Here is a 14,096-nt window from a genome sequence, read left to right as displayed (position 1 = left end):
GGACGCGAAAGGAGGATGCGGACCTTTCGATCCGCTGGGACGTGGTGCCGGTGGTGGCGCCGGCTTCCCCTCCGCCGCCACCACCGGGGTTCAATGGCGCACCTAGTGCGCGCTCAGGGGCCGCTGCGCCCCCGAGGGTACCTTTGCGTTTTCGGAGGACTGGAGCCGAAGGGTGGCGATGGCCTCTTCGAAGTCCTCAAGGGATTCAAAGCCCTGATACACGCTGGCGAAGCGCAGGTAGGCGATCTGGTCGAGCTTCCGCAGGGGGCCCAGAATCGCGAGCCCCACCTCGTGGGCGTCGATCTCGGCGACGCCGCTGGCGCGCACCGATTCTTCGACTTCCTGGGCCAGGAGGGCGAGGTCGTCCTCGGTGACCGGCCGGCCCTGGCAGGCCTTCCGCACGCCGTTGATCACCTTGCCGCGGCTGAAGGGTTCACCGGCACCCGAGCGCTTGATGACGCTGAGGCTTGTCGTCTCCACCGTGGTGAACCTGCGCCCGCACGCGTGGCACTGCCGGCGCCGGCGGATCGCCGAACCGTCGTCGGCCAGCCGGCTGTCAACGACCCGGGAGTCGGAGTTGCGGCAGTAGGGGCAATGCACTGCGTACTCCTGTCTCCGCTCGGGCCGGATGGGCGGGTACCGGACCGCTGAGCGCTCCGGATGGTTCAAGTGTAGAACCAGATGTAGGGAAACTACAAGCGTGCAATTACCACATCTAGTGGTTATTGCCGGGGAAGCGCGCCCGTACGGCGTCGCCGTGTGCGGGCAGGTTCTCGGCCTCCGACAGCGCCAGGATGGGCGCGCTGACCTCCGAAAGCGCACTCCGTGAATACTCCACCACCTGCTGTGCCCGCAGGAAGGTCGTCGTGTTGAGCCCGGACGCGAAGGAGGCGGTCCCCCCGGTGGGCAGCACGTGGTTGGAGCCGGCGCAGTAGTCGCCGAGGCTGACGGGGCTGTACGGTCCGACGAACACCGCGCCCGCGTTGCGGACCCGGGCGGCGGCGGCCGCGGCGTCGGCGGTGTGGATCTCGAGGTGCTCGGCGGCGTAGGCGTTGCAGACCTCAAGGCCGGAGTCGAGGTCGTCGACCAGGATCACCCCCGACTGCGGACCGGACAGGGCCGTGAGCACCCGTTCGCGGTGCCGGGTGGCGTCCGCCTGCCGGCCGAGTTCGATACGCACCGCGTCGGCAAGTGCGGCGGAGTCCGTGATGAGCACCGAGGCTGCCTGCGGGTCGTGTTCGGCCTGGCTGACCAGGTCCGCGGCGACGAGGACGGGGTCGGCGCCGGCGTCGGCCAGCACCGCGATCTCGGTGGTGCCCGCCTCCGAGTCGATGCCGACGACGCCGCGGACGAGCCTCTTGGCCGTGGCGACGAAGACATTTCCGGGCCCGGTGACGACGTCGACCGGTTCAAGGGACGGGTGGCCGTCGGCCTCCTCGAGGCCGTAGGCAAAGGCCGCCACCGCCTGGGCGCCGCCGATCGCATACACCTCGGTGATTCCGAGCAGGGCCGCCGCCGCCAGGATGACCGGGTGCGGCCAGCCGCCCCACTCCTTCTGCGGCGGGGAGGCGAGGGCGATCGAGGGGACACCGGCCGCCTGCGCGGGAACGACGTTCATCACCACCGACGAGGGGTAGACCGCCAGGCCGCCGGGCACGTAGAGGCCCACCCGGTCGACGGGAACCCAGCGGGACACGAGCCGTGCCCCCGGGGCCGGGCTCACCTCCACCTCGGCCGGGACCTGCGCCGCGGCGAACAGCCGGGCGCGGGTGATCGCTTCATCCAGGGCCGCACGGACCTGCGGGTCGAGGTTCTCCAGGGAGCTGCGAAGGACGTCGGCGGGCACCCGGGGGTGGTCCTGCTCCACGCCGTCGAAGCGGCGGGCGAGCTCCCTCAGGGCCGGCAGGCCCCGGTTCCGGACGTCCTCAAGGATCCGGCCGACCGCCTCTTCGGGCGGATGCTCCCCCACCACCGGCCGGGGCAGCGCGCGCTTCAGCTCACGCCGGCTGAGGGAGAGACCCCGAAGGTCGATGGTTCGGAAGCCCTCGCGGGCCGGGGCGGCAGCTGGATTTTCCACTCGGCCAGTCTACCGGCGCCCGGGACGCGAGCCCGCTGTCAGGGACGGCCGCGCTGCAGCCAGTCGAACAGGGCGGCGGCGAACACGATGAGGGCTGCGGCCGCCGGCCAGATGGCTGCGGCGCCCGGCGAATGGAGGCCAAAGTCCGACCCGGGGATCTCGGGGCTGCCCTGGGGGCCGATCCACGCACCGAGCGCTGTGCCGACCAGGACGGCGAGCAGGGACCCGAGAATTGAGCCGCCGACAGCGGCCAGGAGCCGCCTCAGCCCGCCGGGCCGCCCGAGGCGCCGTGCCAGCACCGTTCCCACGGCTACGCCCGCGACGAGTTCAAGCCCCGCGAGGGTCAGGTCGCGCAGCAGCCAGGTGCCAGGGAGGCGTCCGTCGCCGAAGAGAATCCCGCCCGGGGCGCCGAGCCACCAGAACACGCCCAGGACGATACCGAGCACCGCCGTGGAGCCCGCCCACCACAGCAGGCCCACGGGAGGGGCCGCCGTGCGGTTCGGGGCCGGGGCGTACACCGGGGGTGGGTAGGAGCCGGCGTCGTGCGGGCGGGAGGGGTGCATGACTTCTACATTAACAAAAGCACGCCCCCGCCGCCCGGCTCGCCTAGGGTTGAAGGATTGCCGGAGCCGCCGGCGTCCGTCCCCGCACGCGGGGTGCGGACCGCAAAGTTGAAGGAGGAGCCATGGAAGGAAACCTGGTGAAGGACAGTCCTGCCGCCGCCGATCCGGGCCCCGGATCGGCATTCCGTGGAGTTTTCCGCCGCCATGCGGCCGGGGTCGCCATCATTACCGCGTCCTACAACGGACAGCCCTTCGGGTTCACCGCCACCTCCGTGGCGTCCCTTTCGGCCGACCCGGCCCGTTTCACCTTCAATATGTCGCGGGGGTCCTCCTCCTGGCCCGCCGTGGCCAACACCAGTTACGTCGGCGTCCACATGCTGGGCCTGAACAACCAGGCCCTCGCGGACCGGTTCGCCCGCACCTCGGACCGCTTCGGCGGGGACCACTGGAGCCCGGGCTCCCACGGGGTCCCCCTGCTGCACGGGGTGGCCGGCTGGCTGATCGGACGCATCACCATGAGGCTGTCCTTCGAGAACAATGCGGTGGTCGTCGCCGAGGTGACCGAGGGAGGCACCGGGGCCGACGGCGCGCCGCTGCTGTACCACGGGGGCGGCTACGCCGCGCCCACCGACTACATCATCTGAGGCATCGGCCGGAGAGTGCTGCCCCGGCGGCCGGCCTGCTCAGGCGTCCAGGCAGCCTCAGGCGTCCAGTCTGATCAGGCGGCCGGCAGCCTCAGGCGTCCAGTCTGATCAGGCGGCCGGCCTGCTCAGGCGGCCGGCCTGATCAGGCGGCCGCAGCCTCAGGCATCAAGGCAGGCGGGGCCGAGCAGCACCTTGAGGTCCCCGAACAGCGACGGGGTGGGGTTCACCCGCAGGTCCACTCCGAGCTTCATCACCTCAACCTTGCGGTTGCCGTTGAGCCGGATCTGCACCTCGCTGGTGCCCGGATGGGTGCGCAGCACCTCGCCCAGGGCCGTCACCGCCGCCTCGGTGGCCTTGTGCTGGGCCATGGAGATGACGACGGGCCCGGAGTGGCCCTCGCTGAGGTCGGGCACCGTGAGTTCCTGCGCGTTGAGCATCACCGCGCCGTCGTCCCGGCGCTGCAGCCGGCCGCGCACCACCACGATGAGGTCCTCGGCGAGCACGCCCGAGATCGGCCCGTACACCTGCCCGAAGAACATGACCTCCATCGACCCGGCAAGGTCCTCGATCTCCGCGCGGGCGTAGGCATTGCCGCTGTTCTTGGCGATCCGCCGCTGCAGCGAGGTGATCATGCCCGCGATGGTGACAATGGCGCCGTCGGCCGGGCCCTCGTCGCTGATCACCGAGGGGATCGTCAGGTCGGCGTGCTGGCTGAGGATCCCCTCGAGGCCCTGCAGCGGGTGGTCCGAAACGTAGAGGCCGAGCATGTCGCGTTCGAAGGAGAGCTTGTCCTTCTTCTCCCATTCGGGCAGGTCCGGCACCTCGACCGAGAGGCTGCTGCCGGCGCCCGGGTCGTCGAAGGCGCTGAACAGGTCGAACTGGTTCGCGGCCTCATTGCGCTTGAGCACGATGACCGAGTCGACGGCCTCCTCATGGATCATCGCCAGCGCCCGGCGGGGGTGCTTGAGCGAGTCGAAGGCACCGGCCTTGATCAGGGACTCGATGGTGCGCTTGTTGCAGACGACGGCGGGGACCTTCTGCAGGAAGTCGCTGAAGGAGGTGAAGTCGCCCTTCTCCTCGCGGGCGGTGACCATCGCCCCGACGACGTTCGCGCCGACGTTGCGGATGGCGCCCATGCCGAAGCGGATGTCGTTGCCGACCGGGGTGAAGTTCACGCTCGACTCGTTGACGTCCGGCGGCAGGACGGTGATGCCCATCCTGCGGCACTCGTTGAGGTAGATGGCCAGCTTGTCCTTGTCGTCGCCGACGCTGGTGAGCAGGGCGGCCATGTATTCGGCCGGGTAGTGGGCCTTGAGGTAGGCCGTCCAGTAGGAGATCAGCCCGTACGCGGCGGTGTGGGCCTTGTTGAACGCGTAGTCCGAGAAGGATTCGAGGACGGTCCACAGCTTGTCCATGGCGGCCTGCGAGTAGCCGTTTTCCTTCATGCCGGCGAAGAAGTCGGCCTGCTGCTTGTCCAGCTCCGACTTCTTCTTCTTGCCCATGGCGCGCCGGAGCATGTCCGCCTGGCCGAGGGTGAAGTTCGCCAGCTTCTGGGCCGCGGACATCACCTGCTCCTGGTAGACGATCAGGCCGTAGGTGCCGCCCAGGATCTCCTCGAGCGGGCCCTCGAGCTCGGGGTGGATCGGCTCGATCTCCTGGAGCCCGTTCTTGCGCAGGGCGTAGTTCGTGTGCGAGTTCACGCCCATCGGCCCGGGACGGTAGAGCGCCAGCACCGCGGAGATGTCTTCGAAATTGTCGGGGCGCATGAGCTTGAGCAGGGAGCGCATCGGCCCGCCGTCGAGCTGGAACACGCCCAGGGTGTCGCCGCGGGCCAGCAGCTCGTAGGAGGCCTTGTCGTCGAGCTCGAGGTCCTCGAGGACCAGGTCGGTGCCCTTGTTCGCCGTGATGTTCTCCACGGCGTCGGTGATGATCGTGAGGTTCCGCAGCCCGAGGAAGTCCATCTTGATCAGTCCGAGCCCCTCGCAGGTGGGGTAGTCGAACTGGGTGATGATCTGGCCGTCCTGGTCGCGGCGCATGATCGGGATGATGTCGATCAGCGGGTCCGAGGACATGATGACGCCGGCGGCGTGGACGCCCCACTGGCGCTTCAGGCCCTCGAGGCCCAGTGCCGTCTCGAACACCTTGGCGGAGTCGGGGTCGGTCTTGAGCAGCTCGCGCAGCTCGTCGGCCTCGGAGTAGCGCTTGGCGTCCTTGTTGTGCACGTCGGCCAGGGCCAGGCCCTTGCCCATGACGTCCGGCGGCATGGCCTTGGTGAGCCGCTCCCCCGTGGAGAACGGGTAGCCCATGACGCGCGAGGAGTCCTTCAGGGCCTGCTTGGCCTTGATGGTGCCGTAGGTGACGATCATGGCGACGCGCTCGTCGCCGTACTTCTCGGTGACGTAGCGGATCACCTCGGAGCGGCGGCGATCATCGAAGTCGACGTCGAAGTCGGGCATGGAGACGCGCTCGGGGTTCAGGAAGCGCTCGAAGATCAGTCCGTGCTTGAGCGGGTCGAGGTCGGTGATGCGCATGGCGTAGGCCACCATGGAGCCGGCGCCGGAGCCGCGGCCGGGACCGACCCGGATGCCGTTGTTCTTGGCCCAGTTGATGAAGTCGGCCACCACGAGGAAGTATCCGGGGAAGCCCATCTGGGTGATGACGCCGACCTCGAACTCGGCCTGCTTGCGCACGTCGTCGGGGACGCCGCCGGGGTAGCGGTAGGCCAGGCCGGTCTCGACCTCCTTGACGAACCAGGACTGCTCGTTCTCCCCCTCGGGCACCGGGAAGCGGGGCATGTAGTTGGCCTTGGTGTTGAACTCGACGTCGCACCGCTCGGCGATGAGCAGCGTGTTGTCGCAGGCCTCGGGGTAGTCGCGGAAGATGGCCCGCATCTCGGCGGGCGACTTGAGGTAGAACTCGTCGGCGTCGAACTTGAAGCGCTTGGGGTCGGCCAGGGTGGACCCGGACTGGACGCACAGCAGGGCCGCGTGCGCCTTGGAGTCCTCGGCGTGGGTGTAGTGAAGGTCGTTGGTGGCGACCAGCGGCAGCCCCAGTTCGCGGGCCAGCTTGATCAGGTCGGCCTGGACGTTGCGTTCGATGTCGAGCCCGTGGTCCATCAGCTCGCAGAAGTAGTTTTCGGCACCGAAGATGTCACGGAAGTCCGAGGCCGCCTGCTTTGCCTCCTGGTAGAGCCCCAGCCGCAGCTTGGTCTGCACCTCGCCCGAGGGGCAGCCGGTGCTGGCGATCAGGCCCTTGCCGTAGGTCTGCAGCAGGTCCCGGTCCATGCGGGGTTTGTAGAGGTACCCCTCGAGGGAGGCCAGCGAAGACATCCGGAACAGGTTGTGCATGCCCTCGGTGGACTCCGACCAGAGGGTCATGTGGGTGTAGGCGCCGGCGCCGGAGACGTCGTCGCGCCCTCCCCCGCCCCACTGGACGCGGGTGCGGTCGGAGCGGGCGGTGCCCGGGGTCAGGTACGCCTCCACCCCGATGATCGGTTTGATGCCGGCGCTGCGGGCCTTGCTCCAGAAGTCGAAGGCCCCGAACACGAACCCGTGGTCGGTGGTGGCCAGCGCGTTCATGCCGAGCTCTTCGGTGTGGCTGAAGAGGTCGGTCAGCTTCGCGGCCCCGTCGAGCATCGAGTACTCGGTGTGATTGTGAAGGTGGACGAAGGACTCACGGGACGCTGCTGTTGAAACCACTCGACCATTCTAGGCCCGCCGGTCCATCCCCGGATCCAACCCCTAGGAACCGCAGCGGATTAGGCGCGGTCCCCCGACAGGGCGCCCAGGGCGTATTCGAGGTCCAGCGGGTAGGGACTCACGGCCAGAACCGGCTCGCCGGTGCGCGGATTCTCGAAGCCCAGGCGGTGCGCGTGGAGCCACTGCCGGGTCAGGCCAAGCTCCGCCGCAAGCCGCGGGTCGGCGCCGTAGGTGAGATCGCCCACGCACGGGTGGCGCAGCGCCGAAAAGTGGACGCGGATCTGGTGGGTGCGGCCGGTCTCGAGGTGGACCTCGACGAGGCTGGCCCGGCCGAAGGCCTCAAGCACCTCGTAATGGGTGACCGAGGGCCGCCCGTCCTCGAGCACGGCGAACCGCCAGTCGTGGGCCGGGTGGCGCCCGATGGGCGCGTCGATGGTTCCCTCGAGCGGGTCGGGCAGGCCCTGCACGACGGCGTGGTACACCTTGTCCACGGTGCGCTCCTTGAAGGCCCGCTTCAGGGCCGTGTAGGCCCTTTCGGTCTTGGCGACCACCATGGCCCCTGAGGTGCCGACGTCGAGCCGGTGGACGATACCGGCCCGTTCGGGGGCGCCGGAGGTGGAGATCCGGTAGCCGGCCGCAGCCAGGGCGCCCACTACGGTGGGGCCCACCCAGCCCGGGGAGGGGTGGGCGGCGACGCCGACGGGCTTGTCGATGACCACGAAGTCCTCGTCGTCGACGAGGATGCCCATGCCTTCGACGGCCTCCGGGATCACCCGCAGCGGGTCGGCGGCACCGGGGACCACCACGAGCAGTTCGGTGCCCGCCTGCACACGGTCGGCCTTGGCCAGGACCGTGCCTCCGCGGCTGACCCTGCCGTCGGCGCACCAGGCGGCGGCCACCGACCGGGAGACCCCGGCCAGCTGCGCCAGGGCGGCGTCGGCGCGGGACCCGCCGAGGTCCTCGGGCACGGTGAAGGCCGTCGGGGTGCCCACGTCGGAGGCCCCGCTCACGAGGCGTTGCCGTCCGGCCGGGGCGTGTCCGGGCCGGTTCCGGCGGCTCTTTCCCCGGCCGGGCGGTCCCCTGCCGGGCCCTCCCCGGCAGTGCCGTTCCCTGCAGCGCCCTCCCCGGCAGGGCTCTCGCTGCTGCGCCGTCCGTCCATGCCGATGCCGCGCAGGGTCATCAGGCACACCAGGATGACGCCGCTGACGACGGCGGAGTCTGCGATGTTGAAGATCGCGAAGTTGGGCAGGGCGATGAAGTCGACGACGTGACCCTGCCCGAAGGACGGTTCACGGAAGAGGCGGTCGGTGAGGTTGCCCAGCGCGCCGCCGAGCACGAGCCCGAGGGCGGCAGCCCAGCCCCAGGAGGCGACCTTGCGGATCTGGGTCAGGATGGCCACGGAGACCAGGGCCTGGATGATGGTGAAGATCCACGTGACATTGGTGCCGATCGAGAAGGCCGCCCCGGGGTTCCGGATGAAGTGCCAGTTCAGCAGCGGGGGCAGCACCGGCGTGATCGAGCCCTCGGTCATGGTGGAGACCACCCAGACCTTGGTGACCTGGTCGAGGACGTAGGCGGCGAGCGTGCAGACCAGCAGCAGGACGGCGTACCGGGCCCGGACCCGCTTGCTGTGGCCGGGCCCATCGGTCCGTTTCGTTTCCGCGGGGGTTTGCTCTGCCGGTGGATTCTCGCTCATAACGCTTTCATGCCGGGTGCATACGCTTCCGCACGGCGGCAGAGGTATGGAACAGGTGGATCGGACTGTCGTGGGACGACTCCTCAAGGGTACGGCAAAGGCCGGCCCCTTTTCCGGGGCCGGCCTCAATCCGGTACTGCGCTGCGGCGCCCTGCGGGCACCCCCGCGCGGTGCGCCCGAGGGGCTTTAGGCGTCGGCCGTCTCCGATGCCACCGAGCCGCGGGAGTCGAGGTCGCGCAGCTGGCCCTCGATGTAGGCCTTGAGGCGTGAGCGGTAGTCGCGCTCGAAGCTGCGGAGCTGTTCGACCTTGCGCTCCAGCACGCTCTTCTGCTGCTCGAGGGCGCCGAGGACCTTGCGGCTCTTGTCCTGGGCGTCGTTGACGAGGCTGCTTGCCTCGATCTGCGCTTCGGCGATGATCTTGTCGCGCTGCTCCACGCCCGCGTTGACGTATTCGTCGTGAAGCTTCTGGGCCATGGCGAGGACGCCGGCGGCGGACTCGGCGCTGGCAGCCGCGGGAACAGCGGCAGGAACGGCAGCGGGCGAGACGGTCTCGACGCGGGTCTCGGGCTTCGCGGGCTCGGGGCGCTTCTCCTCCTCGCGGACCTCTTCGGTCTTGGTGCTGGCGGCAACCGGGGCGGGGACCGTTCCGGTCGAGGCGGTGCCGGCGGGAGCGTCCGAGAGCCGGCGGCGCAGCTCGTCGTTCTCCTGGTTCAGACGGCGCAGTTCGACGACGATCTCGTCGAGGAAGTCATCCACCTCGTCCTGGTCGTAGCCCTCGCGGAACTTCGTCGGCTGGAACCTCTTATTGACAACATCTTCTGGCGTCAGGGCCATCTGGTCACCTCGTAGTGTTAAAGACCTGCCTGCCCGGGGGCGGACCTGCCTGCGGTACCGAATTGTGGACGTGAAGAACTGGATTCACATCAGAATGTGATTCAGCTTATATCTATTGGGACTCGAAAACTAAACCGGGCCTATGCGGTGGCGAAACCCCGTGACACACCCATTAGGATCACCACGGCGAAAAACAACACAAGAAAAGCCAGGTCGAGGGAAACTCCCCCAATTCGCAGCGGCGGAATCACGCGACGCAAAGCTTTGATCGGCGGATCGGTCACTGCATAAATACCGGAAGCAACGACCAGCGCGATTTTCTGGGGACGCCAGCTACGGGCGAAAATCTGGACGGCGTCGTAAATGATCCTGATGATCAGCGCAAGCTGGAACAACATCAGAACGAGGTAAATCAGGGCAAATACCAAACTCACGGAGCGGTTCCAGTCCTTAGGGCCTTACAGGGGGCGGCAGGCACGGACAGCCGGCCGGCTTCAGCTCTGGTTGAAGAAGCTGGTCTGAGCTTCGCTGGCCTTCTGATCCTCACCCAGAACTTCAATATACGACGGCGAGAGCAGGAACACCTTATTGGTGACCCTTTCGATGCTTCCGTGCAGGCCGAAGACCAGGCCCGCGGAGAAGTCGACGAGGCGTTTGGCATCGGATTCGCCCATATCGGTGACGTTCATGATGACCGGAATGCCGTCGCGGAAACTCTCGCCGATCAGCTTCGCATCATTGTAGGAGCGGGGGTGGACGGTGGTGATCTGCCGCAGGGCGGAGTCGTCACGGGTCGACTGGACGCGCTTGATCGGTGTCACCGGGGCCCGGTACTCCTCGCTGGGGACGCTTCGGGGGACGGGGGCGGGTTCGGGACGGCGTTCGTCACGGTCATAATCCACTGCGTAATCCTCGTTCCTGCTGTGGGCGCTCTTCGCCTCGGGCTCGTAGTGCTCGTCACCATCGGCGAGCCCAAGGTAAATCATTGTCTTGCGCAGTGCGCCAGCCATGGTAACTCCTGTCATTGAGAGAGTGGATAATTTGCTTCGTCCCGGAGCCGAAACCGCGCCCTGCGGGTCTCACTGCCGTCCCGGTGCAGACGCTACCGCAACGGTGGGCGGGGACCGAGTACATCTGAGCCAATCCGCAGGTGTGTCGCGCCCGCCTGGATGGCGGCCTCGAGGTCCCCGCTCATGCCGGCCGAGATCGCCGCCGCGCCGGGGTGGTCCGCCCGCAGGTCCGCGGAGATGCCGGCCAGGCGCTGGAAGGCGGCCAGCGGGTCGGCGCCCAGCGGCGCCACCGCCATGACGCCCTTCAGGTGCAGCCCCTGCGCCCCGGCGAGCCGGGCGGCGATCTCCGGGACCTCTGATGCCGCCGCCCCTCCGCGTCCGCCGGCGCGGGCGTCCGGGTCGAGGCTGACCTGGATGAAGCAGCCCAGATCGGGCCGGAGCGGAAGGCCGGCACCGGAGCGGCGTTCGGCCTCCGTGCCGGCAGCCTTGGCCAGCGCCTCCGCCACCGAGGGCCGGTCCACGGAGTGCACCGCGGCGGCGTAGCGGACCACCGAGCGGGCCTTGTTGCTCTGCAGCTGGCCGATGAAGTGCCAGCGCAGGTCGAGGTCGGCGGTCTCGGCAGCCTTTGCGGCGGCCTCCTGGTCCCGGTTCTCGCCGAGGTCCCGCACGCCGAGGCCGGAGAGCAGCCGCACGTCCGCGGCGGGGAAGAACTTCGTCACCACGATCAGCCCGGGCGGGTCGGTCCGTCCCGCGGCGGCGCAGGCCGCCGCGATCCTTCCCCGTACCGCTCCCAGCCGTTCGGCGAGTTCCTGCCGGCGCGCCGAAGCCTCCGCAGTCCCGTCCGTGCCGCTCACGTGCGCCAGACCAGGCCGGCGAGCCGGCCGGCGCCGGGCTCCCTGCGGTGGGAGAACAGCCCGGGGTTTTCGAGGGTGCACGCCGAGGATCCCGCCGGCACCGCCGCCACGTCGACGCCGGCATCGAGCAGCTGCTGCCGCACGGCGGCCGGCAGGTCCAGCGCAGGGGTGCCGTGCCGTGTCTGCGCGTAGGAGGCCGGTACGGCGGCCGCAACCTCGTCCCTCATGCCGGCCGGGACCTCGTAGCAGCGCCCGCATACCGAGGGGCCGATCCAGGCGGTCAGCTCCCGGGCGCCGTGGGCGCGCAGGCCCGCGACGGCGTTGGGCACGATGCCGGTCAGTACGCCCCGGCGTCCGGCATGGACGACGCCGGTCGCCGGGCCCGAGCGGTCGGCCAGGACAACGGGGACACAGTCCGCCACGAGCACAGCCAGCGCCTGGCTCCCGTCGGGGCTGAGCAGGGCGTCGGCCTCCGGCGGGCTCCAGTTCCCGGACCCGGCCGGCACCTCGGCCACCGTACTGGAATGCACCTGGGTCATGAACCGCAGGGAACCGGGGGCCACGCCCATCGCCGTCTCCACCCGCGCCCGGTTGCCGGCCGCCGTCGAGGGCCGCCCGAGGTTGAGTGCGAGGTTGCCGGCGGCGGAATCGGTAAAGGCGGCGTGCAGCCTTGGCTGCACGCCGCCTTGCCAAAAGAACATCCGCAGAAGATCCCGGTTACTTCAGGAAGTCGGGCACGTCGAGGTCGTCCGAGCGGCCCGAGGAGAGGTCCGGCTCCACCACGGCGGGCAGGTCGACGTCGAAGCCGGCATCGGCAGGCACCGTGTTGGACTGGGAGAAGCGCTGCTGGGACCACGCACCGAGGCCCGCGGAGGCAGGAGCGGCAGCACGGGCGGTGTCGCCCGCGCCGACCGTCGGGGCCGCAGCGGGCTTGACCGCGGGCACTGCGGGCTGGGATGTCGCATCGACCTGGTCGAACCCGGCGGCGATCACGGTGACGCGGGCCTCGTCGCCGAGGGCGTCGTCGATCACCGCACCGAAGATAATGTTGGCCTCCGGGTGGGCGACCTCCTGCACGAGCCGGGCCGCCTCGTTGATTTCGAAGAGGCCGAGGTCGGAGCCGCCCTGGATGGACAGCAGAACGCCGTGCGCGCCGTCGATCGAGGCCTCGAGCAGCGGCGAGGCGATCGCGAGTTCGGCGGCCTTCACGGCCCGGTCCTCTCCACGCGCCGAGCCGATGCCCATGAGGGCCGAGCCCGCACCCTGCATGACCGACTTGACGTCGGCGAAGTCGAGGTTGATCAGGCCGGGGGTGGTGATCAGGTCGGTGATGCCCTGCACGCCGGAGAGCAGCACCTGGTCCGCGGACCGGAAGGCGTCGAGCATCGAAACATTGCGGTCGCTGATCGAGAGCAGGCGGTCGTTCGGGATGACGATGAGGGTGTCGACCTCGTCGCGCAGGGTGTCGATGCCCGACTCGGCCTGGTTGGACCGGCGGCGGCCCTCGAAGGTGAACGGCCGGGTGACGACGCCGATGGTCAGCGCGCCGAGCGAGCGGGCGATCCGTGCCACGACGGGTGCACCGCCGGTGCCCGTGCCGCCGCCCTCACCGGCGGTGACGAAGACCATGTCGGCCCCGCGCAGCACCTCTTCGATCTCCTCGGAGTGGTCCTCGGCCGCCCTGCGGCCGACCTCCGGGTCCGCGCCGGCGCCGAGCCCGCGCGTCAGTTCCCGTCCGACGTCGAGCTTCACGTCGGCGTCGCTCATCAGCAGCGCCTGCGCGTCGGTGTTGATGGCGATGAACTCCACCCCACGGAGTCCCACCTCGATCATCCGGTTGATGGCGTTTACGCCGCCCCCGCCGATGCCGACGACCTTGATGACGGCCAAGTAATTCTGCGGTGCTGCCACGTCCTGTGTCCCTTGTTCGAATCTGTGCGCTGTTGTCTGGGGTTACACCCGGCCGGAACCGGCTTCAACCTTCACCCGGCATAACGTTAACTCTCAGGTTGAGGGTTAACGTTATGTCAAGTAACTTCTATCTGAGACGCTATGGGCACCGGGAGTCTTCTGCAATGACCGGTGCCGCGTGTCGCCTGGTTTCTTTGAAATCCCGCTCACCGGGTAACCGGACGGTCGGGGGTGCTGACGTCATATTCCTTCACCGGTGGATCCGATGCCGGAACCTTCAGCAGGGCCGAGAGGACCCTCGCCTTGGCGGTGTTGCGCTCCGCGCTCCCCCAGAAGATTTTCTGGTTGCCGGTCAGCGAAAGCGAAACCGAGTCCACGCTTCGGGCGGAGGCGTGGTTGAGGCGCGACAGGATGTCCGGGGGCAGGTCGGCCAGCACCGCGGTGATCGAGCGGAAGACCTCCGAGTTGACCGCCTCCGTGCCGCCGTCGATCAGTGGAAGCTTCACCGCCTTCCGGTCCGCGACGGTCTTGAGCTGCCGGCCCTCCGAGTCGATCAGGATGAACTGCTTATCCTTCTGCACGATGGCCACCGGCACCCGTTCCCGGATGGTGACCACGAGGGTCGACGGCGGCTCGGCCGCCACGCGCACCGACTCGATGGGTGCCTTGTCCCGCAGGAGGCCTTCGACCTTCTCGTCCGGGAGCCGGGCGAGCGAGGTGCCAAGGAGCGGCTTGAGTGCCGTGGTGACCTCCTCGGTGGAGACCAGCGTGTTGCCCTCGACCCGCAGGTGCTTCAGCGCCAGGACCGG

14 protein-coding genes are annotated in these 14,096 nt (G+C 69.0%); 1 reads left to right on the top strand and 13 read right to left on the bottom strand.

Features of this window, described 5'->3' with window-relative positions; translation table 11 throughout:
* Window positions 1–102: 102 nt before the first annotated feature.
* The 3 genes from nrdR to QZX79_RS06870 form a co-directional block, all read right to left on the bottom strand.
* Window positions 103–600: a transcriptional regulator NrdR gene (gene nrdR / locus QZX79_RS06880; RefSeq protein WP_294566532.1), complete on the bottom strand. Its 498-nt coding sequence runs from the start codon at window positions 598–600 to the stop codon at window positions 103–105.
* A 115-nt stretch (window positions 601–715) separates the two neighbouring features.
* On the bottom strand, window positions 716–2,077 hold the full coding sequence (gene hisD / locus QZX79_RS06875; protein ID WP_294566530.1) for a histidinol dehydrogenase: 1,362 nt from the start codon (window positions 2,075–2,077) through the stop codon (window positions 716–718).
* A gap of 38 nt (window positions 2,078–2,115) precedes the next feature.
* Window positions 2,116–2,640: a hypothetical protein gene (locus QZX79_RS06870; protein ID WP_294566527.1), complete on the bottom strand. Its 525-nt coding sequence runs from the start codon at window positions 2,638–2,640 to the stop codon at window positions 2,116–2,118.
* Between the two features lie 122 nt (window positions 2,641–2,762).
* On the opposite strand from QZX79_RS06870, the gene QZX79_RS06865 reads away from it, so the two are divergent.
* Window positions 2,763–3,284 carry a flavin reductase family protein gene (locus tag QZX79_RS06865; RefSeq protein ID WP_294566524.1) on the top strand — a complete coding sequence of 174 codons (522 nt, stop codon included), beginning with the start codon at window positions 2,763–2,765 and terminating at the stop codon, window positions 3,282–3,284.
* Window positions 3,285–3,442: 158 nt separating this feature from the next.
* Here QZX79_RS06865 and dnaE read toward each other — a convergent pair whose 3' ends face one another.
* The 10 genes from dnaE to QZX79_RS06815 form a co-directional block, all read right to left on the bottom strand.
* Window positions 3,443–6,982 carry a DNA polymerase III subunit alpha gene (gene dnaE, locus QZX79_RS06860; RefSeq protein WP_294566522.1) on the bottom strand — a complete coding sequence of 1,180 codons (3,540 nt, stop codon included), beginning with the start codon at window positions 6,980–6,982 and terminating at the stop codon, window positions 3,443–3,445.
* A 59-nt stretch (window positions 6,983–7,041) separates the two neighbouring features.
* Window positions 7,042–7,992, bottom strand: coding sequence for an RluA family pseudouridine synthase (locus QZX79_RS06855; RefSeq protein ID WP_294566519.1), 951 nt, complete (start codon window positions 7,990–7,992; stop codon window positions 7,042–7,044).
* On the bottom strand, window positions 7,989–8,678 hold the full coding sequence (gene lspA / locus QZX79_RS06850) for a signal peptidase II (RefSeq protein ID WP_294566516.1): 690 nt from the start codon (window positions 8,676–8,678) through the stop codon (window positions 7,989–7,991). The genes QZX79_RS06855 and lspA overlap by 4 nt, the downstream gene beginning before the upstream one ends.
* A gap of 186 nt (window positions 8,679–8,864) precedes the next feature.
* A complete protein-coding gene (locus QZX79_RS06845) occupies window positions 8,865–9,512 on the bottom strand; it encodes a DivIVA domain-containing protein (RefSeq protein WP_294566513.1) in 648 nt (215 codons plus the stop codon).
* A gap of 140 nt (window positions 9,513–9,652) precedes the next feature.
* Window positions 9,653–9,946, bottom strand: coding sequence for a YggT family protein (locus QZX79_RS06840; protein WP_120169683.1), 294 nt, complete (start codon window positions 9,944–9,946; stop codon window positions 9,653–9,655).
* A gap of 60 nt (window positions 9,947–10,006) precedes the next feature.
* Window positions 10,007–10,522, bottom strand: coding sequence for a cell division protein SepF (gene sepF / locus QZX79_RS06835; RefSeq protein WP_120169685.1), 516 nt, complete (start codon window positions 10,520–10,522; stop codon window positions 10,007–10,009).
* Between the two features lie 92 nt (window positions 10,523–10,614).
* Window positions 10,615–11,376, bottom strand: a complete 762-nt coding sequence (locus QZX79_RS06830) for a YggS family pyridoxal phosphate-dependent enzyme (protein WP_294566505.1) — start codon at window positions 11,374–11,376, stop codon at window positions 10,615–10,617.
* Complete coding sequence (locus tag QZX79_RS06825) at window positions 11,373–12,056, bottom strand: polyphenol oxidase family protein (RefSeq protein ID WP_366484768.1); 684 nt, start codon at window positions 12,054–12,056, stop codon at window positions 11,373–11,375. Before QZX79_RS06825 ends, QZX79_RS06830 begins: the two co-directional genes overlap by 4 nt.
* A 37-nt stretch (window positions 12,057–12,093) precedes the next feature.
* Complete coding sequence (gene ftsZ / locus QZX79_RS06820) at window positions 12,094–13,287, bottom strand: cell division protein FtsZ (RefSeq protein ID WP_294566499.1); 1,194 nt, start codon at window positions 13,285–13,287, stop codon at window positions 12,094–12,096.
* Between the two features lie 206 nt (window positions 13,288–13,493).
* Window positions 13,494–14,096, bottom strand: a 603-nt coding sequence (locus QZX79_RS06815; RefSeq protein ID WP_294566496.1) for a cell division protein FtsQ/DivIB, incomplete at its 5' end; no start/stop codon positions are given.

Origin of the sequence: uncultured Arthrobacter sp., from assembly GCF_902805515.1 — a bacterium.
Classification (GTDB): domain Bacteria; phylum Actinomycetota; class Actinomycetes; order Actinomycetales; family Micrococcaceae; genus Arthrobacter_D.
Note: the sequence above shows the minus strand (reverse complement) of the source record. Positions and strands in the feature narration are given on the sequence as shown.

Bases quoted from the DNA above. Each gene is read 5' to 3' on its own strand.
- lspA (WP_294566516.1), bottom strand. From the start codon at position 8,678: ATGAGCGAGAATCCACCGGCAGAGCAAACCCCCGCGGAAACGAAACGG.
- sepF (WP_120169685.1), bottom strand. From the start codon at position 10,522: ATGGCTGGCGCACTGCGCAAGACAATGATTTACCTTGGGCTCGCCGAT.
- QZX79_RS06865 (WP_294566524.1), top strand. From the start codon at position 2,763: ATGGAAGGAAACCTGGTGAAGGACAGTCCTGCCGCCGCCGATCCGGGC.
- QZX79_RS06870 (WP_294566527.1), bottom strand. From the start codon at position 2,640: ATGCACCCCTCCCGCCCGCACGACGCCGGCTCCTACCCACCCCCGGTG.
- QZX79_RS06845 (WP_294566513.1), bottom strand. From the start codon at position 9,512: ATGGCCCTGACGCCAGAAGATGTTGTCAATAAGAGGTTCCAGCCGACG.